The 22,331-nt window shown below is 73.4% G+C and carries 24 protein-coding genes and 3 pseudogenes; 9 read left to right on the plus strand and 18 right to left on the minus strand.

Translation table 11 applies throughout. The annotated features are described in order from the left end of the window. Nucleotides 1-48 precede the first annotated feature (48 nt). From ACIRFH_RS22600 to ACIRFH_RS22615, 4 genes are all read right to left on the minus strand, one after another. Nucleotides 49-564: a methylated-DNA--[protein]-cysteine S-methyltransferase gene (locus tag ACIRFH_RS22600; RefSeq protein WP_403523598.1), complete on the minus strand. Its 516-nt coding sequence runs from the start codon at nt 562-564 to the stop codon at nt 49-51. Beyond that, on the minus strand, nt 561-1,994 hold the full coding sequence (locus ACIRFH_RS22605) for a bifunctional transcriptional activator/DNA repair enzyme AdaA (protein WP_403523807.1): 1,434 nt from the start codon (nt 1,992-1,994) through the stop codon (nt 561-563). Before ACIRFH_RS22605 ends, ACIRFH_RS22600 begins: the two co-directional genes overlap by 4 nt. Before the next feature lie 75 nt (nt 1,995-2,069). After that, nucleotides 2,070-3,170: a ribosome small subunit-dependent GTPase A gene (rsgA, locus tag ACIRFH_RS22610; protein WP_403523601.1), complete on the minus strand. Its 1,101-nt coding sequence runs from the start codon at nt 3,168-3,170 to the stop codon at nt 2,070-2,072. A gap of 338 nt (nt 3,171-3,508) precedes the next feature. Continuing rightward, nucleotides 3,509-4,828, minus strand: coding sequence for a radical SAM protein (locus ACIRFH_RS22615; protein ID WP_403523604.1), 1,320 nt, complete (start codon nt 4,826-4,828; stop codon nt 3,509-3,511). Between the two features lie 148 nt (nt 4,829-4,976). On the opposite strand from ACIRFH_RS22615, the gene ACIRFH_RS22620 reads away from it, so the two are divergent. Beyond that, nucleotides 4,977-6,233 carry a D-arabinono-1,4-lactone oxidase gene (locus ACIRFH_RS22620; RefSeq protein ID WP_403523607.1) on the plus strand — a complete coding sequence of 419 codons (1,257 nt, stop codon included), beginning with the start codon at nt 4,977-4,979 and terminating at the stop codon, nt 6,231-6,233. On the opposite strand, the pseudogene ACIRFH_RS22625 reads toward ACIRFH_RS22620, so the two are convergent. Together ACIRFH_RS22625 and ACIRFH_RS22630 are read right to left on the minus strand one after the other, a co-directional pair. Next, nucleotides 6,196-6,459, minus strand: a pseudogene (locus ACIRFH_RS22625) (nitroreductase/quinone reductase family protein); the annotation flags it as partial. The gene ACIRFH_RS22620 and the pseudogene ACIRFH_RS22625 overlap by 38 nt on opposite strands. Nucleotide 6,460: 1 nt before the next feature. Beyond that, a pseudogene (locus tag ACIRFH_RS22630) lies at nt 6,461-6,679 on the minus strand (nitroreductase/quinone reductase family protein); the annotation flags it as partial. Between the two features lie 219 nt (nt 6,680-6,898). On the opposite strand from ACIRFH_RS22630, the gene ACIRFH_RS22635 reads away from it, so the two are divergent. After that, the gene (locus ACIRFH_RS22635) at nt 6,899-7,471 is read left to right on the plus strand and encodes a TetR/AcrR family transcriptional regulator (protein ID WP_403523609.1); all 573 of its coding nucleotides are present in this window, start codon (nt 6,899-6,901) and stop codon (nt 7,469-7,471) included. A 63-nt stretch (nt 7,472-7,534) separates the two neighbouring features. On the opposite strand, the gene ACIRFH_RS22640 is transcribed toward ACIRFH_RS22635, so the two are convergent. Genes ACIRFH_RS22640 through ACIRFH_RS22650 form a run of 3 tightly spaced genes read right to left on the minus strand, consistent with a single transcriptional unit; the run spans nt 7,535 to nt 9,587 of the window. Beyond that, complete coding sequence (locus ACIRFH_RS22640) at nt 7,535-8,338, minus strand: SAM-dependent methyltransferase (RefSeq protein WP_403523612.1); 804 nt, start codon at nt 8,336-8,338, stop codon at nt 7,535-7,537. Between the two features lie 35 nt (nt 8,339-8,373). After that, on the minus strand, nt 8,374-9,120 hold the full coding sequence (locus tag ACIRFH_RS22645; protein ID WP_403523614.1) for an isocitrate lyase/phosphoenolpyruvate mutase family protein: 747 nt from the start codon (nt 9,118-9,120) through the stop codon (nt 8,374-8,376). Continuing rightward, entirely contained in the window at nt 9,117-9,587 is a 471-nt protein-coding gene (locus ACIRFH_RS22650; protein WP_403523617.1) for a hypothetical protein, read from the minus strand. The genes ACIRFH_RS22645 and ACIRFH_RS22650 overlap by 4 nt, the downstream gene beginning before the upstream one ends. Before the next feature lie 117 nt (nt 9,588-9,704). On the opposite strand from ACIRFH_RS22650, the gene ACIRFH_RS22655 reads away from it, so the two are divergent. After that, the gene (locus tag ACIRFH_RS22655; RefSeq protein WP_403523619.1) at nt 9,705-10,241 is read left to right on the plus strand and encodes a hypothetical protein; all 537 of its coding nucleotides are present in this window, start codon (nt 9,705-9,707) and stop codon (nt 10,239-10,241) included. Between the two features lie 182 nt (nt 10,242-10,423). Here the strand turns inward: ACIRFH_RS22655 and ACIRFH_RS22660 are convergent, their stop codons facing one another. Genes ACIRFH_RS22660 through ACIRFH_RS22670 form a run of 3 tightly spaced genes read right to left on the minus strand, consistent with a single transcriptional unit; the run spans nt 10,424 to nt 13,082 of the window. Continuing rightward, nucleotides 10,424-11,083 carry a response regulator gene (locus tag ACIRFH_RS22660; protein ID WP_403523622.1) on the minus strand — a complete coding sequence of 220 codons (660 nt, stop codon included), beginning with the start codon at nt 11,081-11,083 and terminating at the stop codon, nt 10,424-10,426. Further along, nucleotides 11,080-12,246 (minus strand): sensor histidine kinase, encoded by a 1,167-nt coding sequence (locus ACIRFH_RS22665; RefSeq protein ID WP_403523625.1) that lies wholly within the window; start codon nt 12,244-12,246, stop codon nt 11,080-11,082. The genes ACIRFH_RS22660 and ACIRFH_RS22665 overlap by 4 nt, the downstream gene beginning before the upstream one ends. Beyond that, complete coding sequence (locus ACIRFH_RS22670) at nt 12,243-13,082, minus strand: lysostaphin resistance A-like protein (protein ID WP_403523628.1); 840 nt, start codon at nt 13,080-13,082, stop codon at nt 12,243-12,245. The genes ACIRFH_RS22665 and ACIRFH_RS22670 overlap by 4 nt, the downstream gene beginning before the upstream one ends. A 162-nt stretch (nt 13,083-13,244) precedes the next feature. On the opposite strand from ACIRFH_RS22670, the gene mmuM reads away from it, so the two are divergent. Continuing rightward, entirely contained in the window at nt 13,245-14,159 is a 915-nt protein-coding gene (gene mmuM, locus ACIRFH_RS22675) for a homocysteine S-methyltransferase (RefSeq protein WP_403523631.1), read from the plus strand. A 7-nt stretch (nt 14,160-14,166) separates the two neighbouring features. On the opposite strand, the gene ACIRFH_RS22680 is transcribed toward mmuM, so the two are convergent. Next, nucleotides 14,167-14,808, minus strand: coding sequence for an MBL fold metallo-hydrolase (locus ACIRFH_RS22680; RefSeq protein ID WP_403523633.1), 642 nt, complete (start codon nt 14,806-14,808; stop codon nt 14,167-14,169). 119 nt (nt 14,809-14,927) lie between these two features. Here ACIRFH_RS22680 and ACIRFH_RS22685 point away from each other — a divergent pair, with 119 nt between their 5' ends. From ACIRFH_RS22685 to ACIRFH_RS22695, 3 genes and pseudogenes are all read left to right on the plus strand, one after another. Continuing rightward, on the plus strand, nt 14,928-15,368 hold the full coding sequence (locus ACIRFH_RS22685) for a MarR family winged helix-turn-helix transcriptional regulator (protein ID WP_403523636.1): 441 nt from the start codon (nt 14,928-14,930) through the stop codon (nt 15,366-15,368). Between the two features lie 29 nt (nt 15,369-15,397). Beyond that, nucleotides 15,398-15,891: pseudogene (locus ACIRFH_RS22690) on the plus strand (hypothetical protein). A 234-nt stretch (nt 15,892-16,125) separates the two neighbouring features. Beyond that, nucleotides 16,126-16,638, plus strand: coding sequence for a hypothetical protein (locus ACIRFH_RS22695; RefSeq protein ID WP_403523638.1), 513 nt, complete (start codon nt 16,126-16,128; stop codon nt 16,636-16,638). Nucleotides 16,639-16,722: 84 nt separating this feature from the next. On the opposite strand, the gene ACIRFH_RS22700 is transcribed toward ACIRFH_RS22695, so the two are convergent. Beyond that, nucleotides 16,723-17,166, minus strand: coding sequence for an ATP-binding protein (locus ACIRFH_RS22700; protein WP_403523642.1), 444 nt, complete (start codon nt 17,164-17,166; stop codon nt 16,723-16,725). 112 nt (nt 17,167-17,278) lie between these two features. Here ACIRFH_RS22700 and ACIRFH_RS22705 point away from each other — a divergent pair, with 112 nt between their 5' ends. Beyond that, nucleotides 17,279-18,097 carry a helix-turn-helix domain-containing protein gene (locus tag ACIRFH_RS22705; RefSeq protein ID WP_403523646.1) on the plus strand — a complete coding sequence of 273 codons (819 nt, stop codon included), beginning with the start codon at nt 17,279-17,281 and terminating at the stop codon, nt 18,095-18,097. Then, entirely contained in the window at nt 18,094-18,336 is a 243-nt protein-coding gene (locus tag ACIRFH_RS22710) for a DUF397 domain-containing protein (protein ID WP_403523649.1), read from the plus strand. The genes ACIRFH_RS22705 and ACIRFH_RS22710 overlap by 4 nt, the downstream gene beginning before the upstream one ends. On the opposite strand, the gene ACIRFH_RS22715 is transcribed toward ACIRFH_RS22710, so the two are convergent. The 4 genes from ACIRFH_RS22715 to ACIRFH_RS22730 all read right to left on the minus strand — a co-directional run bounded on the left by ACIRFH_RS22715 (nt 18,293) and on the right by ACIRFH_RS22730 (nt 22,293). Further along, nucleotides 18,293-19,798, minus strand: coding sequence for a carboxylesterase/lipase family protein (locus ACIRFH_RS22715; RefSeq protein ID WP_403523652.1), 1,506 nt, complete (start codon nt 19,796-19,798; stop codon nt 18,293-18,295). The genes ACIRFH_RS22710 and ACIRFH_RS22715 overlap by 44 nt on opposite strands. A gap of 181 nt (nt 19,799-19,979) precedes the next feature. Continuing rightward, nucleotides 19,980-21,119, minus strand: coding sequence for an RNA polymerase sigma factor (locus ACIRFH_RS22720; RefSeq protein WP_403523810.1), 1,140 nt, complete (start codon nt 21,117-21,119; stop codon nt 19,980-19,982). Then, nucleotides 21,116-21,535: a YciI family protein gene (locus ACIRFH_RS22725; protein ID WP_403523655.1), complete on the minus strand. Its 420-nt coding sequence runs from the start codon at nt 21,533-21,535 to the stop codon at nt 21,116-21,118. Before ACIRFH_RS22725 ends, ACIRFH_RS22720 begins: the two co-directional genes overlap by 4 nt. A gap of 107 nt (nt 21,536-21,642) precedes the next feature. Further along, the gene (locus tag ACIRFH_RS22730; protein WP_403523658.1) at nt 21,643-22,293 is read right to left on the minus strand and encodes a hypothetical protein; all 651 of its coding nucleotides are present in this window, start codon (nt 22,291-22,293) and stop codon (nt 21,643-21,645) included. Nucleotides 22,294-22,331 lie beyond the last annotated feature (38 nt).

A 22,331-nucleotide genomic window follows, 5' to 3' on the forward strand; every position in this document is an offset into this window, starting at 1 on the left:
GTGGCCCGGCGCGGTGCCGGCCGGCCGGAGCGGGACGGCACCGGCAGGTCAGAGCGGGACGCCCTCCAGGGCGAGCAGGCGCGTCTTGCGTTCCAGGCCGCCCGCGTATCCGGTCAGGGAGCCGTCGGCGCCGATCACACGGTGGCAGGGGCGCAGGATCAGCAGCGGGTTGGCGCCGATCGCGCCGCCGACGGCGCGTACCGCCGGACGGGAGGCGCCGATGCGCGCGGCGATCTCGCCGTACGTCGTGGTCGCCCCGTAGGGCACCTCGTCCAGGGCGGCCCACACGCGCTCCCGGAAGGCGGTGCCCTCGGCGCGCAGCGGCAGGCGGAACTCCGTCAGCTCCCCGGCGAAGTAGGCGGCGAGCTGTGCCCCGGCCTCCCGGAACGGCCCGGCGTCGTGCCGCCAGCCGTCCTGGACGCTTCGGCCGCCCTTCTGTCCGGGCACGGACAGGGAGGTGAGCGCACCGTCGTGGCCGGCGGTGAGCAGGAGCGTGCCGACGGGGCTGTCGAACTCGCTCCAGTACGTCACGGAGGGGGTGGTCGTGGTGGCTGTGGTGGTCATCGGTGCTGCTCCCAGTCTCCTGCCGCGCGGTCTCCTGCCGTGCGCAGGTGGTTCAAAGCGTACGAGCGCCAGGGGCGCCAGGTGTCGGGGACGTCGTGGCCGGGCGGGGCGACGTCGGGGTCGCCGAGGGCGCGGGTGCGGATGACGGCGGCCGTGGCGGCGTCCAGACCGGGCAGGGCGAGCAGCGCGCGCTCGGCCTCGTCCCGGTCGGCGCCCGGGTCCAGGCGTACGGTGCCGTCGGCGAGGGCGGCGGTGAGGACGCCGAGGGTGCCGTGCGGCTCGGCGCCGGCGAGGACGGCCGGTTCGGGGAAGAGGTGGGTCAGGGCGCCGCACGGCGCGTCGAGTGTCGTGCCGTACCTCCGGACCAGCCGCTCGGCCTCCGTCCGTCCCACGAGGGCGCGTACGGCGAGTTCGTCGGGGTCGGCGGTGCCCGGTGAGCGCAGCCCGGGGCGGGCGGCGACCAGCGGGGCGAGCCGGGGGTCGGCGCCGAGCCGCTCGTCGACGGCGTAGGGGTCGGCGTCGAGGTCGAACAGGCGCCGCAGCCGCTGCACGGAGGTGGTCAGGTCGCGCAGGTCGGTCAGGTGCAGGCGGGCATCGAGCCAGCCGCCGCTGCCGGTCCGCGGCCGGCCCGGCCGTTCCTCGACGGCGACGATGCCGGTGCCGTACGGCAGGCGCAGAGTACGCCGGTAGACGCGGCGGCCGGGCGGGCCACTCACCTCCTCGATCCCGGCGACCGCCTCCCGCTGGAGCAGGTCGAAGACGGGTCCGGCCCGGTAGGGGCCGCGGTGGGCGAGCCGCAGCGGGATGCCGGCGGACGGGGTGGCCGCCCGCTGGGAGGCCCGGTCGCGGGCCGGGGCGGCGGCGCGCAGCTCGCTCGGGGTGGCCGCGTACACGGCCCTGATGGTGTCGTTGAACTGCCGGACGCTGGCGAACCCGGACGCGAAGGCGATCTCGGTGACCGGCAGGCCGGTGGTCTGCAGCAGGACGCGCGCGGTGTGCGCCCGCTGGGCGCGGGCGAGGGCCACGGGTCCGGCGCCGAGTTCGGCGGTGAGCTGCCGCTGCACCTGGCGGGCGCTGTAGCCGAGCCGGCCGGCGAGTCCGGCGACGCCCTCGCGGTCGACGACGCCGTCGCCGATGAGCCGTACGGCCCGGCCGACGACGTCGGCGCGCACGTTCCAGTCGGCCGAGCCGGGCACGGCGTCCGGGCGGCACCGCCGACAGGCCCGGAAGCCCGAGCCCTGCGCGGCGGCGGCCGTCGCGAAGAACCGCACGTTGTGCCGCTTCGGCGTGACCGCCGGACAGCTGGGCCGGCAGTAGACGCCGGTGGTCTCGACGGCGAAGAAGAACACCCCGTCGAACCGGGCGTCCCGGCTGCGGACGGCCTCGTACCTGCTGTCCTCGTGCCCGGCGGTCTCCCTCACGTTCTCCATCACGCCGTCCAGTCTCCGCCTGCCCGGCGGACCGGGCTGGCGGAAATCGGACATCGCCCTGGGGTGGGATGACGGTTACCGCACCCGGCCCCGCTTGGCCTCCATCGCCGCCTTCCCGACGGCACCCCGGCGCTTCCACTCCTTGCGGATCTCGGACCGCAGCCGGGCGTCGGTCTTGGCGACGATGCGCTGGTTCTCCCGCAGCAGCTTGCGGTAGCTCTCCAGGCGCCGCTCGGGCAGCTCACCGTCGTCGACGGCGGCGAGGACGGCGCAGCCCGGCTCGCTCTCGTGGGCGCAGTCGTGGAACCGGCACCGCCGCGCCAGCTCCTCGATCTCGGCGAAGACCTGGCCGACCCCGTTGCCGGCGTCGAAGAGCCCGACGCCCCGCAGTCCGGGGGTGTCGATCAGCACTCCCCCGCCGGGCAGGGCGAGGAGGTTGCGGGTGGTGGTGGTGTGGCGGCCCTTGCCGTCGACGTCGCGGATGGCCTGGACGTCCATGACGTCCTCGCCGAGCAGTGCGTTGGCGAGGGTGGACTTGCCCGCGCCGGACTGGCCGAGCAGCACCGCCGTGCCGCCGGAGACGACGGCGGCGAGGACGTCGAGTCCCTCGCCGCGCGCGGCGCTGACGGACAGCACCGGCACCCCGGGCGCGGTGGTCTCCACGTCCTGGACGAGGTGCGCCAGGGTCACCGGGTCGGGGACCAGGTCGGCCTTGGTGAGCACGACCACGGGCTGCGCGCCGGACTCCCAGGCGAGCGCGAGGAACCGTTCGATCCGGGCGAGGTCGAGTTCGGCGGCCAGCGACACGGCGACGACGGCGTGGTCGACGTTGGCCGCGAGGATCTGCCCCTCGGACCGCTTGGAGGAGGTGGAGCGCACGAAGGCGGTGCGGCGCGGCAGGTACGTGCGCACGTAGCGCGGGTTGCCGTCCGGTTCGACGGCGACCCAGTCGCCGGTGCAGACGACGCGCAGCGGGTCGTGCGGGGTGACGAACGCGGTGTCGGCGCGCAGGACGCCGTCGGCGGTGACGACGTCGCACTGGCCGCGGTCGACCCGGACGACCCGGCCGGGCAGCAGTCCTTCGGCGTCGTAGGGGGTGAACGCGTCGGCCCAGTCCTCGTCCCAGCCGTAGGGGGCGAGGGCGGAGTGAGCGGTGAAGACGGAGCTGGAAGACAAGGGTGACCCTTCACAAGGGCGGCCCCGGCGGCACGCGTTCACGGACGCGTGCGAGGAAGAGGTGTCAGCCGGCGGCCACGGAGGTGGACGTGATGGTTTCCGGGATGCGGGCAGCGCCCAGCGCAACGACAGCCATCGGTCGACACCTCCTCACGTCTGCTTCCTCCGTCCCGCGGCGGTCTCCGCGCGACGTGCCGTCACAGTAGCCGGTCGGTACCGTGGCCCGTCAACGGGTTTTTCCGGCACGGCCGCGGCACCGAACCGGCACGGCCGCGGCCCGGCCCCGCCGGATGCGCGCGGGGACCGGGCCGGAACGTCTCACCTCGTGACGCGTCGGGTCACGCCTCGACGGGTTCGTCCGCCGGCAGGCTGTCCATGAAGGAGCTGACGGAGAAGACCGCGTTGCCGGCTCCGGGCGGGCCGTAGCCGGGGGGCGAGGACAGGCCGAAGTCCTCCATGGTCTGGCGGTACGCCTGGAGCAGCCGGATGTGGTACTCCAGCGGCGCGCCCTGCGGGTTGGCCTTGCCGAGCGGGGTGGTGGGCTCGGGGCACCAGGTGGTGAAGCGGGGCGTGATGCCGTGCGACATGAAGAAGCGCAGGCCCTCGGTGGTGGACGCGATGGCCTCGTCGACCGTCTTGAAGCCGAAGGGCTCGGCCATCTCGACGCCCGCGACGAAGTTCGGGATGACGTTGCGCGCGCCGAAGACGTCGGCGGAGTCGAGGATGCGCTTGTGCCACTCGTCGCGGCCGACGTAGCGCTCCTTGCCGGGGCAGTACATCTTGAACAGGTACTCGTCCCACACCTCGAAGTTGGGGTGGTAGATCTGCACGCCGTAGTCCTTGAAGCGCTGGACGTCCGGCTTGGGCAGGGCCTGGGCGACGACCTTGCCGATCCACCGGCCGGGGAAGTGCTCCTCGATGGCCTTGGCGTACCGCCCGTAGAAGTCGGCCTCGTCCAGACCCTGGACCTTCGAGGTGATCGCGCCGCCGGTGAGCGTGTACGCGGTGGAGATCCTGGCGGTGTCGTACTTGTTGATGATCTCCAGCGCCTCAAGGACCTCGTCGACGTCCTTCACGCCCGTGTACGGCCGCCCGGCCGCCTTGTGCTGGCGCCAGTTGTGGTTGATGTCGCAGTACTGGCACTCCTCCTTGGCGCCGAAGTACTGGCAGACGCGGAACGCGGTCAGGTAGATCAGGTAGCCCCACTGGATGGTCGGGGCCACCTCCATGACCGACTTCCCGTTGGAGAGCTTGTGCCGGTAGTACTCGGGCATGGGCGGCACGCCGACGTCGGCGATGCGCTTGCCGTCGAGGTAGAGGCCGAGCACGCCGTCCTCGTTCGCGGCGACGCGGTAGGGGGAGGACGGGTTCACGCGCACCGAGACGACGGTGCGGCGCAGGTCGTAGGGGCCGCCGGTGAGGATGATCTCCTCGGGCGGGCGGCGCAGCGCGGCCTCGCCCAGTTCGGGCAGGGTGCCGTGGTCGAAGGAGAAGATGAAGTACGACTTCGGCTTGACCTCGCCGTCCTCGTTGTCACTGAGCGCGGAGGGGTCGAAGGCGACGCCGCCCCGCAGCAGGTCCTCCTTGAAGACGGCCTCGCGCGGCACGTGCGGGAACCGCTCCATCAGATCCTCGACCAGCGCGGTACGGCTGTCCATCCCGTTGTCTCCTCCCGGCTCAGGCGTTCGACTTCTCACGGTATGCCCCCGCCCGGGCGCCCGGGCGCCCGGGGCCCCTCCCGGCGCGCCAGGTAGGTTTCCGGCGGGGAGGACCTCCGGTCCTCATGGAGCTTCGGGAGGGCGCGCTATGACCGGGACCGCCGTGACCAACTGGGCCGGCAACATCACCTACACGGCCGGGGAGGTGCTGAGGCCGCGCTCGGCCGGGGAACTGCGGGCCGCGGTGGCGCGCAGCGCCCGGGTGCGGGTGCTGGGCAGCGGGCACTCCTTCAACGAGATCGCCGAGCCGGGCCCGGAGGGCGTTCTGCTGTCGCTGGCCTCGCTGCCGGCCGAGGTGGACGTGGACACGGCGGCCCGTACGGTGCGGGTGGGCGGCGGCGTCCGGTACGCGGAGCTGGCCCGGCTGGTGCACGCGCGGGGGCTGGCGCTGCCGAACATGGCGTCGCTGCCGCACATCTCCGTCGCCGGGTCGGTGGCGACCGGCACGCACGGCTCGGGGGTGGGCAACGGCTCGCTGGCGTCGGTGGTGCGCGAGGTGGAGCTGGTCACGGCGGACGGCTCGACGGTGACCGTCTCCCGCGGGGAGGAACGATTCGGCGGCGCGGTCACCTCGCTCGGCGCGCTCGGCGTCGTGACCGCCCTCACCCTCGGCCTGGAGCCGGCGTACGAGGTCGAGCAGCACGTGTTCACCGAGCTGCCGTCGGCCGGGCTGGACCGGGCGACGTTCGAGACGGTGATGTCGGCGGCCCACAGCGTGAGCCTGTTCACCGACTGGCGGGAGCCCGGCTTCCGGCAGGTGTGGCTCAAGCGGCGCACCGACCGGCCGCTGCCCGACTTCCCGTACGCGGCCCCGGCCGCCGAGAAGATGCACCCGGTGCCGGGCATGCCGGCGGTCAACTGCACCGAGCAGTTCGGGGTGCCGGGGCCCTGGCACGAGCGGCTGCCGCACTTCCGTGCCGAGTTCGTGCCCAGCAGCGGCGCCGAGCTCCAGTCGGAGTACCTGATGCCGCGCGAGCACGCCGTGGACGCCCTGCGCGCGCTGGAGGCGATACGGGAGACCGTCGCGCCGGTGCTGCAGACCTGCGAGGTGCGCACGGTCGCCGCCGACGAGCAGTGGCTGAGCCCCTCCTACGGGCGGGACACGGTGGCGGTGCACTTCACCTGGGTCGAGGACACCGCGGCGGTGCTGCCGGTGGTGCGGCGGCTGGAGGAGGCGCTGGACGCCTTCGACGCGCGGCCGCACTGGGGGAAGGTGTTCACCACTCCGGCGGCGGTGCTGCGTGCCCGGTACCCGCGGCTCGACGACTTCGGGGCGCTGGTGAAGTCCCTCGATCCGCAGGGCACGTTCACCAACGCGTTCGTGCGCGGGGTGCTGGGCGGCTGAGGCGGGCGATCAGCCGGCTGTGCGGCGGAGGTTCCACCAGCGGGATGACGCGGCCGGCCCGCTCCTGGTGCTGGGCGAAGAACGGTGCTTGTTCCAGCAGCAGCGGCCACAGCCGGGCGCGTTCGGGCGCGTCCAGGACGGTGGCGACGGCCGGGCAGGTGGCCGGGCCGAGTTCGACGGTGACGTCGGGGTGGGCCACGACGTTGTGGAACCAGTCCGGGTGCCGCGGCGCCCCCCAGGTTGGACGCGACGACCACCATCCGGTCGCCGTCGAGCCGCCAGAAACCCATCGGGGTGGTGCGTCGCGTGCCGGTGCGGGCCCCGGCGTGGGTGAGCAGGAGCAACCGGTCGGCGTGCATCGTCTCACCGATCATCCCGCTGCCCCGCTGCGCGCGGAACCGCTCGGCGACCTGGCGGTTGAGCTCGTTGATCTGCTCGGGGCTCATCGTCGACGGGTCCGTGGCGGCCAATGTGCCACAGCCTCCGCGCCCTCGCAGGCGGTCCGGCGCTGCGCATCGGACCGGGCGGACCGGACCGGCCGGACGGGGGCACAGGCCGGACGGGAGCGTGGGCCGGACCGGGCCGGGGGCGTGGGCCCGTGTCTGTCCTAGGATGCGCGCTGGACATTCCGGGAAGACGAGCGCACCCGCCGGAGAGGTGGACCCATGCCCCGAGCCGGGCTGACGACCGAGCGCGTCGTCGCGGCCGCCGCGGACCTCGCCGACGAGACGGGGTTCGAGAGCGTCACCGTCTCCGCGCTGGCCCGGCGCCTCGGGGTGAAGGACGCGAGCCTGTACACGCACGTCCGCGGCCTGCAGGACCTGCGCGTGCGGATGGCGCTGCTGGCGGGCGGCGAGCTGATCGGGGAGATCGAGGCGGCGGTCGCCGGACGGGCCGGCAAGGAGGCGCTGGCCGCCTTCGCCGATGCCTACCGGGCGTACGCGCTGCGCCATCCCGGCCGGTACGCCGCGACCCAGATCCGCGTCGACCCGTCCCTCGTCGCGGACTCCCCCGCGCTGCGCCGCACCTCGGAGATCACCTACGGGATGCTGCGCGCGTACGGCCTCGGCGAGCCCGGACTCACCGATGCCGTACGCCTGTTGCGCAGCACCTTCCACGGCTACTGCGCCCTGGAGGCCGCCGGAGCCTTCGGTGCCCCGCGGGACGTCCAGGCGTCGTGGGACAGGGCCGTGGAGGCGCTGCACGTGGCGCTGGAGCACTGGCCGGCCGACGGCTGACCGCGGCCCCGCGCCGGCCGCCCCGCGCCGTCAGCTCTACGCCGTCCGCCTCGCGCCGCCCGCTCAGGGCTTGCGCGCGACCCCGCAGACGGCGACCTCGGCCGTGGGCTCCGGGGACGCGGTGCCGTCCGGGCGCCAGGCGGCGGTCGCCACCACACCGGGGTCGACGAGTTCGAGCCCGGCGAACCAGCCGGCGATCTCCTGCGGGGACCGGAGGTGGTAGGTGTCGGCCGACTGTCCGTTGTAGGCCTCGACGGCCGCGTTGAGGGCGTCGTTGCTGTCCGTGCCGTCGCTCAGGGCGAGGTAACTGCCCGGCGGCAGTGCCGACACCAGCCGGGCGACCAGTTCGGCCGGCCGGTCCTCGTCGGCGATCTGCCCCATGACGCCCAGCATGGTCAGGGCGACCGGCCGGTCGAGATCCAGGGTCTTGGCGGCCTCGGCGAGGATCCGGTCCGGGTCGCGCACATCGGCGTCGATGTAGGCGCAGGCCCCCTCGTCGCTGCTGGTCAGAAGCGCCTCGGCGTGCGTCAGGACGAGGGGGTCGTTGTCGACGTAGACGATGCGGCTCTCCGGCGCGATGCGCTGGGCCAGTTCGTGCGTGTTGTCCGCGGTGGGCAGACCGGTGCCGATGTCGAGGAACTGGCGGATGCCGGCCTCCCCGGCCAAAAAGCGCACGGCGCGCGCCAGGAACTTCCGTTGCAGCCGTGCGACGGCCGCGAACTCGGGGAAGGTCGTCAGGATGGCCTCGCCGACCTGGCTGTCGACGGGGTAGTTGTCCTTGCCGCCCAGCAGGTAGTTCCAGACACGGGCGGAATGCGGGCGGTCGGCCTGCAGCCTGGCCCTGACGTCATCACGCGGGTAATCCATGGGGGCAGCTTCACACAGAGCGATGTTCCATGGGGTCAACCACCCAGCTTTCGCACGTCGTCGTAGGACGGCACCAGCCCGTCGGGGACACGCCCGGACCGGATGCCGGCCGCGGCCTCCAGCGCGGCGCCCAGCGCGCGCCGGTACAGCAGGGAGCCGAGGCTCACCCGGCGTACGCCGAGGTCGGTGAGGTGGGGCAGGGCGGGGCCCGCCGGTGTGCAGAGGACGTTGAGGGGGACGTCGAGGTGCCGGACCAGGGCGGCGATCGTGCCCGGGTCGCTCAGGCCGGGCACGAAGACGCCGTGGGCGCCCGCCTCCTGGTAGGCGTCGAGGCGTCGTGCCGTTCCCTCGCCGTCGCCGAGCCAGTACGTGTCGGTGCGGGCGTTGACGAAGAGGCCGGGGGCCGCCGCTCTCACCGCGGCGATCTTCGCGGCGTGCCGGTCGACGGGGCCGAGGCCGTCCTCCAGGTTGATGCCGACGACGCCGACGGCCGCCAACTGCCGGGCGAACTCCGCGACGTCGTCGGGATCGTCGCTGAAGCCGCCCTCCGCGTCGACGGAGAGGAGGAACGGCTGCGAGCCCAGGGCGAGGGCCAGCCGGAGCGTCTCGTCGCGGGTCGCCGACGCCCCGTCGGGCAGCCCGGCCGCCGCCGCGACACCCAGGCTGGTCGTGCCGACGGCCGTGAAGCCCTGCTCCGCGAGGAGGAGCGCGGAGGCGTGGTCCCAGGCGCACGGCAGCAGCAGGGGCTCCCCCGCGCGGTGCAGGTCGGCGAAGGCGGTCACGACAGGTCTCCCACGGCGTCGGCGTAGTACGCGGACTCCGCGACGTGCAGGGCGAGTTCGCGGAAGGTCCAGCCCTCGCCCGGCGAGTGGTCGAGCTGTTCGTCGGTGAGCGCGTCGAGGCGGTCGGCCCAGATCCGGGCGAGCCGGGTGAGGCGGCTGCGGGCCTCCTCCAGGTCCTCCCGTGTGAACGGCGCGCGGTCCGCGTCCGTCGTGATCGCGGAGGCGTGCCAGTGGTCGGGCTGCGGCCGCTTCCCCGCCAGCCGCGCCTCCAGTTCCGCGAGATGGTCGATCAGGTGGTCGGCGACGCGCCGGACGGCCTTGTGCGGGGTGTAGGCCCGGCCGTCGACGTGAGCGGGTCGCCCGTCCCAGGCGGTCCAGGTGGCGGCCAGGGCGAGGACGTGGTCGACCATGCCGGTGACGGCGCCGGCGGGCGTGAGGGCAGCGGTGGCGGTGTTCGTTTCGCTCATGTCCCCGACGTTAGGGGCGAGTTGCTTCGGTCCTCACCGAAGTGTCCCGGCCCCTCGGGCGGGTATCCGGACGGTCACCCGACGTCATCCGCTTCTTCGACCGGCAGGACGGTGGACATGGCGAGCAGTGAACGACGCGACGGCCGCCCCGCGCGGCGGTGGCAGGACAGCTTATGGGTGATGGGCCTGATGGTCCTGGTCGTCGGTCTCGTGACCCGCATGGCCTTCGACGGGTTCTCGGGGTGGCTGCCGGCTCTCGTGGGCGCCGCGCTGACGAGCGTCTACGCCGTGTGGCTGGTACGCCGTCGGCGGCGGCACGACGCGCGGACCACCGGCACCGACCCGGACGACATACCCGCCATGGAGCGCCGGATCCTCAAGGGGGCGCCGCCGCCCGAGGAGCCCGGACGGCGGCGGGCGATGGCGGCACTGGTCGACTCCCGTCAGCAACGCCTGCGGCGCCACCGCTGGTGGGCGCTCCCCCTCCTCGCCGTGATCTTCTTCGGCACCGCGGCCCTGTGGTTCGCCTCCGGGGCGGTGGCCGCGGGCGGCTGGATGCTGGCGGCCGCGGTCGTCTCCATGACGTGGATGCTCTGGTACCACGTCCGGTACGACCGCCGTCTGTCGCAGATGCGCCGCCGTCTGCAGGGCTGAGCCTCGCGGCCCGGCTCCCCGCCCGGGCATCCGCCTCCACGGTGCCGGCGACCGGGGGTCGAAGTCCGGGGGCCGGAGTCCGGGGCCGTCCGACTTCCGGCCGAGTCCGCAGACGCGGGCGCGGGCGCGGGCGCGACGGGAAAAGAGCGCCGGGCCCGGCGCCGAAAGGCCCGCGGGGGGCCTCAGGTGACCAGGCCGTGCCGGTAGGCGTAGACGACGGCCTGGACGCGGTCGCGCAGGCCGAGCTTGGTGAGGATGCGGGACACGAAGGTCTTGACGGTCTCGTGGCTGATCACGAGGGCCGCGGCGATCTCGCTGTTGGACAGGCCGTCCGCGATGAGGCGCAGGACCTCCAGTTCACGGGGTGTCAGCGGGATGTCCTCGGCGCGGCCCGCGGCGGGCCGGATCCGAGCGGCGTACCGGCCCACGAGCCGGCGCGTCACCTCGGGGTCCAGCAGCGCCGCGCCCATGGCCACGGTCCGGATGCCGTGCAGCAGCCGGTCCGGCGGCGCGTCCTTGAGCAGGAACCCGCTCGCTCCCGCCCGCAGCGCCTCGTAGACGTACTCGTCCAGGTTGAACGTCGTCACCACGAGCACCTTCACGGGGTGCTCCACCCCTACGCCGGCCAGCAGGCGGGTGGCCTCGATGCCGTCGAGCACGGGCATGCGGACGTCCATCACCACGACGTCCGGGCGCAGCCGGCCGGACAGTTCGACCGCGGTCCGACCGTCCCCGCACTCGCCCGCCACCTCCAGGTCGGGCTGCGCGTCGATGATCGTCGCCAGCCCGGTGCGGATCAGCACCTGGTCGTCGCAGACCAGGACCCGGATCGGTGCGCTCACGCCGGGCTCCCCGCGGGTATCCGCGCCCGGACCAGGAAACCGCCGTCCGTGCGGCGGCCCGCGCTGAAGTCGCCGCCCAGCACGTCGACCCGTTCGCGCAGGCCCTCCAGGCCGCGCCCGCTGCCGCCGGGGGACGCGTCCCGCGTTCCGGAACCGTCCGTGCCGACCTCCACGGTGATCTCCCTCTCACCGTGGCGCACCAGGACCGAGGTCCGGCCGCCGTGGTCGTACTTGAGCGCGTTCGTCAGAGCCTCCTGCACGACCCGGTAGGCCACGAGGTCGGCGCTGCCGGTCGAGGTGGGCGGCGTGCCCTCCTCGGTGAACTCCACCGGCTGCCCGGCCAGCCGCGTCTGCTCGACGAGCGTGAGCACCCTGCCCACGGGCGGCGTCCGGTCCCCGCCGCCGTGGCCGGTGCCGTGGTCGGGGTTGAGCAGGTCCAGCAGGTGCCGCAGATCGGTGATGGCGCGCCGGCCGGTGTCGCTGACGGCGGACAGGGTCTGGTCGAGGCGGTCGGGGGCGGCGGTCAGGTACCGGGCCGCCTCGGACTGCACGACCATCGCCGTCACATGGTGGGTCACGACGTCGTGGAGCTCGCGGGCGATCCGGGTGCGTTCGGCGTTGCGGGCGTCCTCGGCGACGCGGCGGCGCCGTTCGGCCTCCGCGGCCCGGGCGGAGCGCGTCCACGCGCCGATGCCCCACACGAGGGCCAGCGCCAGGTAGAACGTCACGAACTCGACCACCGGTTCGCCCGGTCCGAGCCGGTGGAGCGCGACCGCCAGGGCCACGAACGCCACGGAGGCCGCGATCATCGTGGTGCGCCGGTACCGCTCCAGCCAGGACCCCGCGCTCAGCAGGGCGATGGGCAGCGCGGTGCCCGCGACGAGGTGGTAGCCGCGCAACTGGTCGAGGACGAAACCGCCCGACACCAGGGCGAGGCAGAGAAGCGGCCACCGGCGGCGCACGGCCAGCGGCAGGCACTGCAGGACGGCCGCCAGGCCCGCCGTCGCGTCGGCGGGCCTGGCCGGCAGGCCGCCGATCTCCGTGCCGCTGCCGTGGAAGGCGGGCATGAGCGACGCGACGAGGAGCAGCACCCCGAGCGGCAGGTCCCGGACCGTGACATCGAGGCGGTGCCACGAATCCAGGAACCGTCGACGAACGATCACCGGGGCAGTGTAGCTGCGGAGTTGGCCTTCGCCGCACGCCGGGCGCCGAACCGCACGATGTTGCCGCGCCGGTGGGCCAGCACCAGGAACACGAGCGTCAGCAGCGCACCGAAGCCCACCGAGTACACGCTGCCCTCCGGGCCGAACTCGCCGCCGGTGAGCAGCTTCGGGCCCGATGTCGTGGTGTCCAGCAGCCCCTGGTTGGAGCCGTTGCCGGAGACCTCCGTGCTGAAGATGCCGGCCGCGGCGAAGTTCCAGCCGAAGTGCACGCCGATCGTCAGCCAGAGGCTGCGGGTGGCGGCGTACGCGGCGGCGAGCATGAAGCCGGCCTCGATGGAGATGGCGATCGCGCCCCACAGGGTGGCGTGCTCGTTGAGCAGGTGGGAGAGGCCGAACACGAGGCCGGTCAGGGCCAGCGCGAGGTAGGTGCCGATGTGCTCCTCGACGATGCGGAACAGGACACCTCGGTACACCACTTCCTCCGTCACGGCGGCGCCGACCATGAAACCGGCCAGCCCCAGTGCGCCCGGCACCGAGCCGAGGCCGTGGATCTCGTAGTACCCGGAGGTGAAGAGGTTCGTGATGACGGCGCTGAACATCCCGACGCCGATCAGAAGGCCCCAGCCGGTTTTGGACACCGCGCCTTCCCGGGCCACGTCCCGGGCCGGCCGGTGCTCGGTCCGCCGGACCACCCATGCGTACACCAGCAACGCCAGCGCGGCCGCCACGAAGCCGAGGACCAGTGTGAGCCCGTCGTTCTCCTTCGCCGCATTGACGGCGTTGCCGGTGATGGCGTACATCGCCATGACGGCCAGGAACTGCCAGACAAACCTCACGGGATCCCCTTTCCTCGGGCCGGCGGCCGTGTGCCGCGGACTGCACAGGACGCTACGGATCCGGCGGCCGAAGATCGTCACCTCACGGTGGACACCTGGCCGTAGCTCGCGCGGGGGACAAACGCCCGGGAGGTCACCCGCCGGACTGACTACGCTCGTGCCATGACCAGCGACTTCGCCCACGCGCTCGGCTCCGGCCGGCCCCTCGTGCTCGACGGCGGCATGTCCAACCAGCTGGAGTCGGCGGGCCACGACCTGAGCGACGGCCTGTGGTCGGCCCGGCTGCTCGCCGAGGAGCCCGAGGCGGTCACCGGGGCGCACCTCGCCTACTTCGAGGCGGGCGCGGACGTGGCGATCACGGCGAGTTACCAGGCGACCTTCGAGGGCTTCGCGGCACGCGGCATCGGCCGGGAGCGGGCCGCCGGGCTGATGGCGCTCAGCGTGGAACTGGCGCGCGAGGCCGCCCGCCGGTCCGGCGCCGCCCGGCCGCTGTGGGTGGCGGCGTCGGCCGGACCGTACGGGGCGATGCTCGCGGACGGCTCCGAGTACCGGGGCCGGTACGGGCTCACCGTCGCCGAGCTGGAACGCTTCCACCGCCCCCGCCTGGAGGTGCTGGCCGCGGCCCGCCCCGACGTGCTCGCCCTGGAGACGGTCCCCGACACCGCCGAGGCGGCGGCGCTGCTGCGGGCGGTGCGGGGACTCGGCGTGCCCGCCTGGCTGTCGTACAGCGTCGCGGGCGGCCGCACGCGCGCCGGGCAGCCGCTGGAGGAGGCGTTCGCCCTGGCGGCGGACGCGGACGAGGTGGTCGCGGTCGGCGTGAACTGCTGCGCGCCCGAGGACGCCGCGGGCGCGGTCGAGACGGCCGCCCGTGTCACCGGCAAGCCGGTCGTCGTGTACCCCAACAGCGGGGAGGCCTGGGACGCGGAGGCGGGGGCCTGGACCGGGCACTCGTCGTTCGCCGCCGAGCGAGTACGGGACTGGCTGGCGGCCGGAGCCCGGCTGATCGGTGGCTGCTGCCGGGTGGGGCCGGGCGCGATCGCCGGAATGGCGCGGGCTCTGGCCGCCCCGGCGCCGTAGGGGGCGCTCAGCCGAGGTCGACGGACTCCCCCGGGGCCAGCCGGTGGTACCGGGCGCCGGTGCCGGGCCCCTGGTCGCCGAGGAACCCGCCGACCATCGCGGTGCCGAGGTCGTTGAGGGCACCGTCGTGGACGGCGTAGGCGTCGCGCGGTGAGACTTCACGAACGTAGTCGATCAGGTGGCCGACGGTGGACCAGGGGGCGTGGACCGGGAGCAGCAGGGTGCCGACGGGAGCGCCGGGGACCGTCAGGGCGTCTCCGGGGTGGAAGAGGGTGCCGTCGACGAGGAAGCCGACGTTGGGGATGCGGGGGATGTCGGGATGGAGGGCCGCGTGCCAGGTGCCGTGGACCTGGACGTCGAAGCCGGCCGCCTCGAAGGCCGCCCCCTCCCCGACCGCGGTGACCCGGGTGCCGAGGCCGTCGAGCCGGGCGGCGACGGCGGAGTTGGTCCAGATCCGCAGGCCCGGGTTGTGCTCGGCGGCCCGGCGCAGGTTCTCCTCGGAGAAGTGGTCGAAGTGTTCGTGGGTGACCAGCACCGCGTCGGCGCCGTCCAGCGCCCGCGGATCGGTCAGCCCGCCCGGATCGACGACCAGGCGACGGCCGTCCCGCTCGACGCGGACACAGGCGTGGCCGAACTTGGTGAGCTGCATGAGTGACGCCTTCCTGGGATACCCGATCATGTGAAACCTAACTGTACAACTTAGTTGTGCAATTAATCTGCGCAACCAATCTGTACAACCACCCGCTCCGGTCTGCGTAGGCTGGTGACATGGACGAGGACACGCTGGCCGAGGAGCTGCGGCAGACGATCGGGGAGCTGGTCCGGGCCGTACGGACCGTGGACACCATGTCGCCCGGGGAGGCGGCCGTCCTCGGTTTCCTCGACCGGAGCGGCCCGCTCACCACGGCCGACCTCGCCCACCGGCGCGGCGTCACCCACCAGTCGGCGGCCAAGTCCGTGAAGGACCTGACCGGCGCCGGCCTGGCGCGCACCGAGCCGCACCCCACCGACGGCCGCAAGCTCCTGGTGCACATCACCGACACCGGCCGCGCCCGCCTCCAGGTCGAACGCGACCGACGTGCCCGCGCCGTGGACACCGCCATCCGCGACACGTTCAGCCCCGACGAACAACGGCGCCTGCGCGAGTGCGTCACCCTCCTCTCCCGCCTGACGACCCGCCTCACCGGCACCGGAAATCGGATCGCGTGAGCGGGTCGCCCGTCGGCACACCGCCCCCCATGGAGCGCGCAGAGGTTCTGCTCGTCGGAGGACGCGCCGGTGTCGGCAAGACGACGGTGGGATGGGAGGTCTCGGCGCTGCTGCGCTCCGAGGCGGTCGCTCACGCGATCATCGACGGTGACTTCACGGGGCAGGTGCATCCGGCGCCCGAGAAAGACCCCCGGCGCTCAGAGATCACCGAGAGCAACCTGGCTGCTGTGCCGGAGGCCACGGGCATGTTCGAGCGTGCCATGGGGGCCGGAGTACGGATCGTACGAATCCTGCTCGCCGCCTCGGACACCACCGCCCGCGAGCGGCTGGTGGGACGAGAAATCGGCTCAGGGCTGGAGCAGGAACAAGAGGGAAGTGCCCGCAAGGCACGTCTCCTCGACCAGCGGGCCCCGCAGACACCGTGCGAGTGGCGACGGACGGACGGCTCGTCATCGACATTGCGCGGGAGGTGGTGGCCGCCACCGGTCGGGGCGGACCTTGCTCACGCCCTCCTTGCGGGTGATGCCACCAAGCCCGGTTTCGAAGTGATTCCACTGCCGAGGTGCACTCCGACCCGGAGTTGCCGGCCGCACCGACCCGGGTCCAGCGCGAGGACCACGGCTCGGCGCCGGACCCCCGGGACATCACATGACCGCGGGTCTTGGTGACCGCCCGCCGGCCCGACCTTCCCCGCCCCGGATCGGAATCGTCCTGAAACAATCAGTGAGTCCGATCCTCACTACCGCATTGCGATCCCATGGCCTCCATTGAAGATCTCTTCGCCGGCACGACAGACGCCCCATCAGCGCCACCCATCGGCTGGGACCCCCTGCTGGAGCCCGACGCGCTGCAGGAGGTCGGCCTTCTCGACTGTCGGATATGCCCCCTCACCGGCCGGGCCGGGCTGCTCCTCGACATGCGTAGCGCCCTCCAGTACCGCACGGGCAACGCAGCCCTGCTCGTGGTCCGGGGACTCGCGTCGTTCCAGTGGAACGAAGAACCACTGGAACGCGACCTGCTGCCCTTCGCGATCATGTCGAGCACACCATCGGCGTCACGAAAAGGATGGCGGATGAATCTTGGCCTCATCCCGGACGGTGAGCTTTCCGTCACTGGCCAAGGAGCGGACTTCCATCTCCTCGAAGCCCATGGTGTCCCTGACGCACCGCCGGACTATACGGAGCGCAGGCTGAACGAGGTCCGAGACGGCCTGCCGTGGTGGGATTCCGACTGCACGGTGCTGCAATGTGCCACCACAAGCGGCAAGTGACCTACTGGGCTCGGGCCCGTGATGCCGTGTCATGCAGCTCTGGCGGCCGACCCGAGCGCCGGCCGACAGGCGGGCGGGAACCCTTCACTTCCCCTCGCACCGGAGTCTTCCAGCGGCCCGGTCCAGGGCGCACTCGAACCACACGACCTTGCCCGGCGCCCGCTCCCCCACGCCCCACTTGTCCGCCAGTTCCGCCACCAGCAGCAGCCCGCGCCCGCCCTCGCTCTCCTGCGAGACCCCGGGCGTCAGAGGTACGGCCGGTACGCCGTCCCCGCTGTCGTGCACCTCGACGCGCACTCCGTCCGCGTAGGGCAGCAGCCGCAGCAGGAAGCCGCGGCCGGGCGGTACGCCGTGCAGCAGGGCGTTGGTCGCCAGTTCGCTGACGCACAGCAGCACGTCGTCCGCGCGCTCGCGCACGCCCCAGTCGGCCAGGGCCTCGCGCGTGAACGCCCGCGCGGCGGGAACGGAGCGGCGTTCCCGGCGGTAGAAGCGCTCGCGTGAGGACGGGGGTGGAGTTTCCTTGTTCACGTGACGAGGGTCACGCTCCGTGGCCATGATGGGACAGTGCGCGCCCCCGTACAGCCGATCCGTACGAGCGCGCAGCGGTGAACGTACGCGCGCGGAGGGGGAGTTCGACTTCATGGGCACGACGGCACGGAGGAACGCCTCCGCGATGAAGATGGTGGGGGCGCTGCTCGCCCTCTACCGCCAGGCCGCCGGGCACACCCAGAGGTCGCTGGGCGAACGGTTCGTCATCGGTGAGCAGCAGATCGCCTCGATCGAGCAGGGCAGACGCCCGCTGAAACCGGACCTCGCCGAGCAGCTCGACGAACTCCTCGACACCAAGGGGGCGTTGTCGATCGCGTTGAGCAAGATGCCGGAGGTGGACCTGGTCCCGCTGTGGGCGGAGGAGTTCCTGGACAGGGAGCGGGAGGCCATCGCCATCTCGTCGTACGAGAACCAGGTGCTGCCCGGCCTGCTCCAGACGGAGGCGTACGCTCGGGCGGTGTTCCGCAGCCGTGTGCCGTTCTACGGTGAGGAAAAAATCACCCAGTTGACGACGGCACGGATCGAACGTCAGGGAATCCTGCACCGAGAGGAAGCACCGATCACCTGTTTCGTGGTCTGGGAGCCGGTCGTGCGGGCGCCGATCGGTGGGCGGGAGGTCTGGGCCGAGCAGCTTCGACACTTGCGCGAGTGCTCGGAGTTGCCGGGGCTCATGTTTCAGGTTCTGCCCCAGGACCGGACGAGTCACGCCGGGCTCAATGGCCCCTTCGTCCTGCTGGAGACACCCGACCACCAGCGACTCGCCTACGCGGAGAATCAGCGTGGCAGCCAACTGATCACCGACCCGGATGAGGTGGCGATCCTCACACAGAAGTGTGCAATGCTGCGGTCGCAGGCCCTCACACCCGAGGACACGAGGGATCTTCTGGACCGCCTCCTGGGAGAGCAATGAGCAGCACCGCACTTCGGTGGATCAAGTCGAGCTACAGCGGCAGCGAAGGCGGCAACTGCATCGAAGTCGCCTACGAGTGGCGCAAGTCCAGTTATAGCGGCGACGAAGGCGGCAACTGCGTAGAAGTCGCCCTCGAACCCGCCGCCGTCCACATCCGCGACTCCAAGACCATCGGCGACCCCGCCACCCCCCGCATCACCGTCGCGCCGGACGCCTGGAGCGCGTTCCTCGCCTGGTGACGTCCGCCTTCCACAGGTCGTACTCGGCGTCGCGCGGGCCGTACGCCGTGTAAGGGGCGCCGTCACCGAAGACGCGTACGGGGTGGGTGGCGTCCCATGCCGCCCACCCCGGGTCGCCGGACTCGGCGAACCGGACCCACGCCCCGTGCATCGCGTCGGCCAGTTCCCGCGGGGCGCCCTCGCCCGCGAGTCTGCGCGCGTCCGGGGAGTCCCCGGAGTCGAAGACGAAGCCGAGCTCCAGGGCGTGGCAGGCGCCGAGGCCGGGCAGGTTGGACGGCCAGGCGAACTCGTAGACGTGGGAGGAGCCCGGCCGGGCGTCGGCCAGACGGTGCAGCGGGATGCGGAGCAGGTGGTCGGTGACGAGCTGGCCGACCGTCTCGGCGGTGCCGGCGTCGGGGCGCAGGGCGCGGTAGCCGCGTACCACCTCGTTGCCGCAGTGGCAGCGGGCCCGCGCGCCCGCGAGGGCGACGGAGCCGAGGCGGTCGACGCGTTCGAGAAGGCCGCCGGGGACCAGCCAGAGCCGGTACTCGTCGCGGGTCCAGCCCATCATCAGGTCGACGTCACGTGCCGCCTCGCCGTCGACGAGCGCCTCCAGGGGGTCCTCCGGCAGCACGTCGCCGTCGACGACGATGCCGAAGGCGGGGCCGCCGAGCACGGGGCTGCTGAGCCTGCCGACCTCGGCCTGGGCGCGCAGCAGCTGTGCGCGGTCGGCGGCGGCGAAGGCCTCCGCGGTCGCGGGGATCTTCAGCCGGGCGGCCATGCGGCGCACCATCCGCCGCACCTTGTCCCGGTCGGGGGCCTCCGGCGCCCCGCTCTGCAGTACCGCCCGCCGGAACAGCCCCCGGGCCCGGGGTGCGGCCAGGAGCGCGCCGACGCTGATCGCGCCGGCCGACTGACCGGCGACGGTCACCCGGCCGGGGTCGCCGCCGAAGGCCTCGATCGAGTCCCGCACCCACTCCAGCGCGGCGATCTGGTCGCGCAGTCCGGCGTTGGCGGGGGCGTCCGGGAACAGCCCGTAGCCCTCGACGCCCAGCCGGTAGTTGACCGACACGCAGACCACGCCGTCGCGGGCGAAGGTGCGGCCGTCGTAGACGGGCACGGCGGAGGAGCCCCTGGTCAGGGCGCCGCCGTGCAGCCACACCAGCACCGGCAGGCGGGCGCCGGGGCCCGGCTGCGGCGTCCAGACGTTGAGGTTGAGGCAGTCGTCGCCGGGGATCGTCGGGTCGGACAGATAGCGGGCGAAGGCCTCGGAGTACGGCGGTTTCGGCGCGGTCGGCCCGAAGGCGCCGGCGTCGCGCACGCCGTCCCAGGGCTCGGGCGGCACGGGGGGCCGGAACCTGCGGGGCCCGAAGGGGGGCGCCGCGTACGGGATGCCACGGAACACGGCGATCCCGTCCTCGTGTCTGCCGCGTACCGCCCCGTGAGGCGTGCCGACCACAGGGTCCGTCCGGCTTGCCGTCATGCGCTCACCAGCCCTTCGCCGCGCCACCGCACCGTCGTACCGCCGCACCGCGCACCGCTCGTGTTCCAGCGGCGTACCGCCCGGATGTATTCCGGGCCCGGTCCCATGATCCCGCCGTCCGGGGGCCGCCGCCCGCCGGCTCCGGAGGAGGCGCGGCGGGCGACGTGCCGCCGTCAGGACGTCACCGGGCGGTGTTGAGCCGGGCGGCGCGGCGGGTCAGGTAGTCACGCTCGGCGAGGTTGGGGGCCTTGTGGGCCGCCTCCGCGTACAGCCGGGCCGCCGTCGCCGGGTCGCCGTCGCGCTCGTGGAGGTACGCGGCCACCGCGGTGTGGCGGGGCAGGGAGGCGTCCACCTCCGCGAGCGCCGCGAGGCCCGCGCGCGGGCCGTCCGCCTCGCCGACGGCCACGGCGCGGTTGAGCCGGACCACGGGACTGTCGGTCAGGCGGGCGAGTTCGTCGTACCACTCGACGATCTGCACCCAGTCCGTCTCCTCGGCGGTGGGGGCGTCGGCGTGCAGGGCCGCGATGGCGGCCTGGGCCTGGAACTCGCCGAGGCGGTCGCGGGCGAGGGCCGCCTGCAGGATCCCGACGCCCTCGGCGATCGACGCGGTGTCCCACCGGGTGCGGTCCTGCTCGGCGAGCGGCACCAGGCTGCCGTCGGGCGCGGTCCGGGTGGCGCGGCGGGCGTGGTGGAGCAGCATGAGGGCGAGCAGCCCCGCCACCTCCGGGTGGTCGATCGAGGCGGCGAGCTGCCGGGTGAGGCGGATGGCCTCGGCGGCGAGGTCGACGTCACCGGAGTACCCCTCGTTGAAGACCAGGTAGAGGACGCGCAGCACGGTGGCGACGTCGCCGGGCCGGTCGAAGCGCACGCCGGACACGGTGCGCTTGGCCCGGCTGATCCGCTGGGCCATGGTCGCCTCGGGCACCAGGTAGGCCTCGGCGATCTGGCGGGTGGTGAGCCCGCCGACGGCGCGCAGGGTGAGCGCGACCGCGGACGCCGGGGTCAGCGACGGGTGGGCGCACAGGAAGTAGAGCTGGAGCGTGTCGTCCACCGCGGGCGCGGGCCCGGGCGCAGGCTCCTCGTCGAGAAGGTCCTCGCGCCGGCGGCGGGCGGCGTCCGAGCGGGCCTGGTCGAGGAACCGGCGCCAGGCGACGGTGACCAGCCAGCCCTTCGCGTCCCGCGGAGGGTCGGCCGGCCAGACGCGGATCGCCTCGAGCAGCGCGTCCTGCACGGCGTCCTCGGCCGCCGCGAAGTCGGCTCCGCGGCGGACGAGGACGGCGAGGACGCTCGGCGTGAGGCTCCGGAGCAGGGCCTCGTTCACCCGTGAGGGCATTCCGGGACGGTGGGCGGCGCCGCCAGGAAGGGGCGCAGTTCGAGCCACTCGTGGATCGGCTTCCCGCCGGCCCCGGGCGCTGCCGACAGTTCCCCGGCCAGCTCGACGGCGCGCTCGTAGCTGTCGACGTCGATCACCATCCACCCCGCGATGAGGTCCTTGGTCTCGGCGAACGGGCCGTCGGTGACCGGCGGGCGCCCCTCGCCGTCGTAGCGGACCCACGCTCCCTCGGGGGCGAGCGCCTGCCCGTCGACGAACTCGCCGGTCTTCTCGAGCCGGGCCGCGAAGTCGTTCATGTACTGGATGTGGGCCGAGATCTCCTCCGGCGTCCACCGGTCCATCGGGACGTCGTTGACCGCTGCCGGGGCGCCTCGGTAGTGCTTGAGCATCAGGTACTTGGCCATGGTGACTCTCCTCGGTGCTGTGCGGCCCATTGTGGTCGCGTTCACCCCGGGGACGGAGCCGGACGCGGGTTCTCGACATCGCCGCCGGATTTTTTCCGGCTCGGTGTTCAGCCGCCCATGTCCACGCTGTTGTCGGGTGCCCCGTCGCCCTCCGGGGGGAGGTCGCCGCGTTCCACGGGCGCGGTGGCGGCGGGCCGGGGCGAGGGCAGGGTGGCCGCGGCCTCGGCGGTGTCGGGTCGGTGGATGGATCCGGCGGCCTCGCGCAGGACCTCGCGCGGTACGGCGGCCGTCTCGGCGGACAGCCGGACCACGTGCCCGTTCTTCGGCAGGGCGTACTCGTGCTGTCCGCCGCCGGTGCGGTACCAGGCCTCGGTGTCGCGCTCGCACACGGCCCGCCCGCCGGTGCTGTCTCCGGCCGGCAGGCTGCGGCAGGAGTCCTCGGTCATCGAGCCCCGCTCGACGGAGAGGCGGACCAGGGCCCCCGAGCCGGTCAGGTAGGTGGCGGAGAAGCCGTCGTCGCCGAGCACGCCGACGGACTGCTGGGCCAGGGTGAGACCGGGGGTCCTGGTGACGTAGACCAGTTCGGGGGCGATACCGAGCGCCTGCGCCCGGTTCTCGAGCTCCTCGGACGGGGCGGAGGCGGTCTCGGCGGAAGCCGCGACGGCGGCCGGGCCGTCGGCCGCCCTCTGCGTGCCGCAGGCGGTGAGCAGCAGCGGGGGCAGCAGCAACAGCGGCAGGACGCGCGCGCGACGGTTCATGCGCCCATCCTGCCGCACAGGTGTTCCACAGCGGCTCC

Origin of the sequence: Streptomyces sp. NPDC093586, from assembly GCF_044764905.1 — a bacterium.
Classification (GTDB): domain Bacteria; phylum Actinomycetota; class Actinomycetes; order Streptomycetales; family Streptomycetaceae; genus Streptomyces.

What these genes read in the sequence shown, in the direction of transcription:
- ACIRFH_RS22730 (WP_403523658.1), bottom strand. Translation starts at nt 22,293, where the DNA reads ATGAACCGTCGCGCGCGCGTCCTGCCGCTGTTGCTGCTGCCCCCGCTG.
- ACIRFH_RS22715 (WP_403523652.1), bottom strand. Translation starts at nt 19,798, where the DNA reads ATGACGGCAAGCCGGACGGACCCTGTGGTCGGCACGCCTCACGGGGCG.
- ACIRFH_RS22655 (WP_403523619.1), top strand. Translation starts at nt 9,705, where the DNA reads ATGGCGAGCAGTGAACGACGCGACGGCCGCCCCGCGCGGCGGTGGCAG.
- ACIRFH_RS22635 (WP_403523609.1), top strand. Translation starts at nt 6,899, where the DNA reads ATGCCCCGAGCCGGGCTGACGACCGAGCGCGTCGTCGCGGCCGCCGCG.
- ACIRFH_RS22710 (WP_403523649.1), top strand. Translation starts at nt 18,094, where the DNA reads ATGAGCAGCACCGCACTTCGGTGGATCAAGTCGAGCTACAGCGGCAGC.
- ACIRFH_RS22600 (WP_403523598.1), bottom strand. Translation starts at nt 564, where the DNA reads ATGACCACCACAGCCACCACGACCACCCCCTCCGTGACGTACTGGAGC.
- ACIRFH_RS22650 (WP_403523617.1), bottom strand. Translation starts at nt 9,587, where the DNA reads ATGAGCGAAACGAACACCGCCACCGCTGCCCTCACGCCCGCCGGCGCC.
- ACIRFH_RS22640 (WP_403523612.1), bottom strand. Translation starts at nt 8,338, where the DNA reads ATGGATTACCCGCGTGATGACGTCAGGGCCAGGCTGCAGGCCGACCGC.
- mmuM (WP_403523631.1), top strand. Translation starts at nt 13,245, where the DNA reads ATGACCAGCGACTTCGCCCACGCGCTCGGCTCCGGCCGGCCCCTCGTG.
- ACIRFH_RS22725 (WP_403523655.1), bottom strand. Translation starts at nt 21,535, where the DNA reads ATGGCCAAGTACCTGATGCTCAAGCACTACCGAGGCGCCCCGGCAGCG.
- ACIRFH_RS22680 (WP_403523633.1), bottom strand. Translation starts at nt 14,808, where the DNA reads ATGCAGCTCACCAAGTTCGGCCACGCCTGTGTCCGCGTCGAGCGGGAC.
- ACIRFH_RS22695 (WP_403523638.1), top strand. Translation starts at nt 16,126, where the DNA reads ATGGCCTCCATTGAAGATCTCTTCGCCGGCACGACAGACGCCCCATCA.
- ACIRFH_RS22615 (WP_403523604.1), bottom strand. Translation starts at nt 4,828, where the DNA reads ATGGACAGCCGTACCGCGCTGGTCGAGGATCTGATGGAGCGGTTCCCG.
- ACIRFH_RS22705 (WP_403523646.1), top strand. Translation starts at nt 17,279, where the DNA reads ATGGGCACGACGGCACGGAGGAACGCCTCCGCGATGAAGATGGTGGGG.
- ACIRFH_RS22605 (WP_403523807.1), bottom strand. Translation starts at nt 1,994, where the DNA reads ATGGAGAACGTGAGGGAGACCGCCGGGCACGAGGACAGCAGGTACGAG.
- ACIRFH_RS22685 (WP_403523636.1), top strand. Translation starts at nt 14,928, where the DNA reads ATGGACGAGGACACGCTGGCCGAGGAGCTGCGGCAGACGATCGGGGAG.
- ACIRFH_RS22620 (WP_403523607.1), top strand. Translation starts at nt 4,977, where the DNA reads ATGACCGGGACCGCCGTGACCAACTGGGCCGGCAACATCACCTACACG.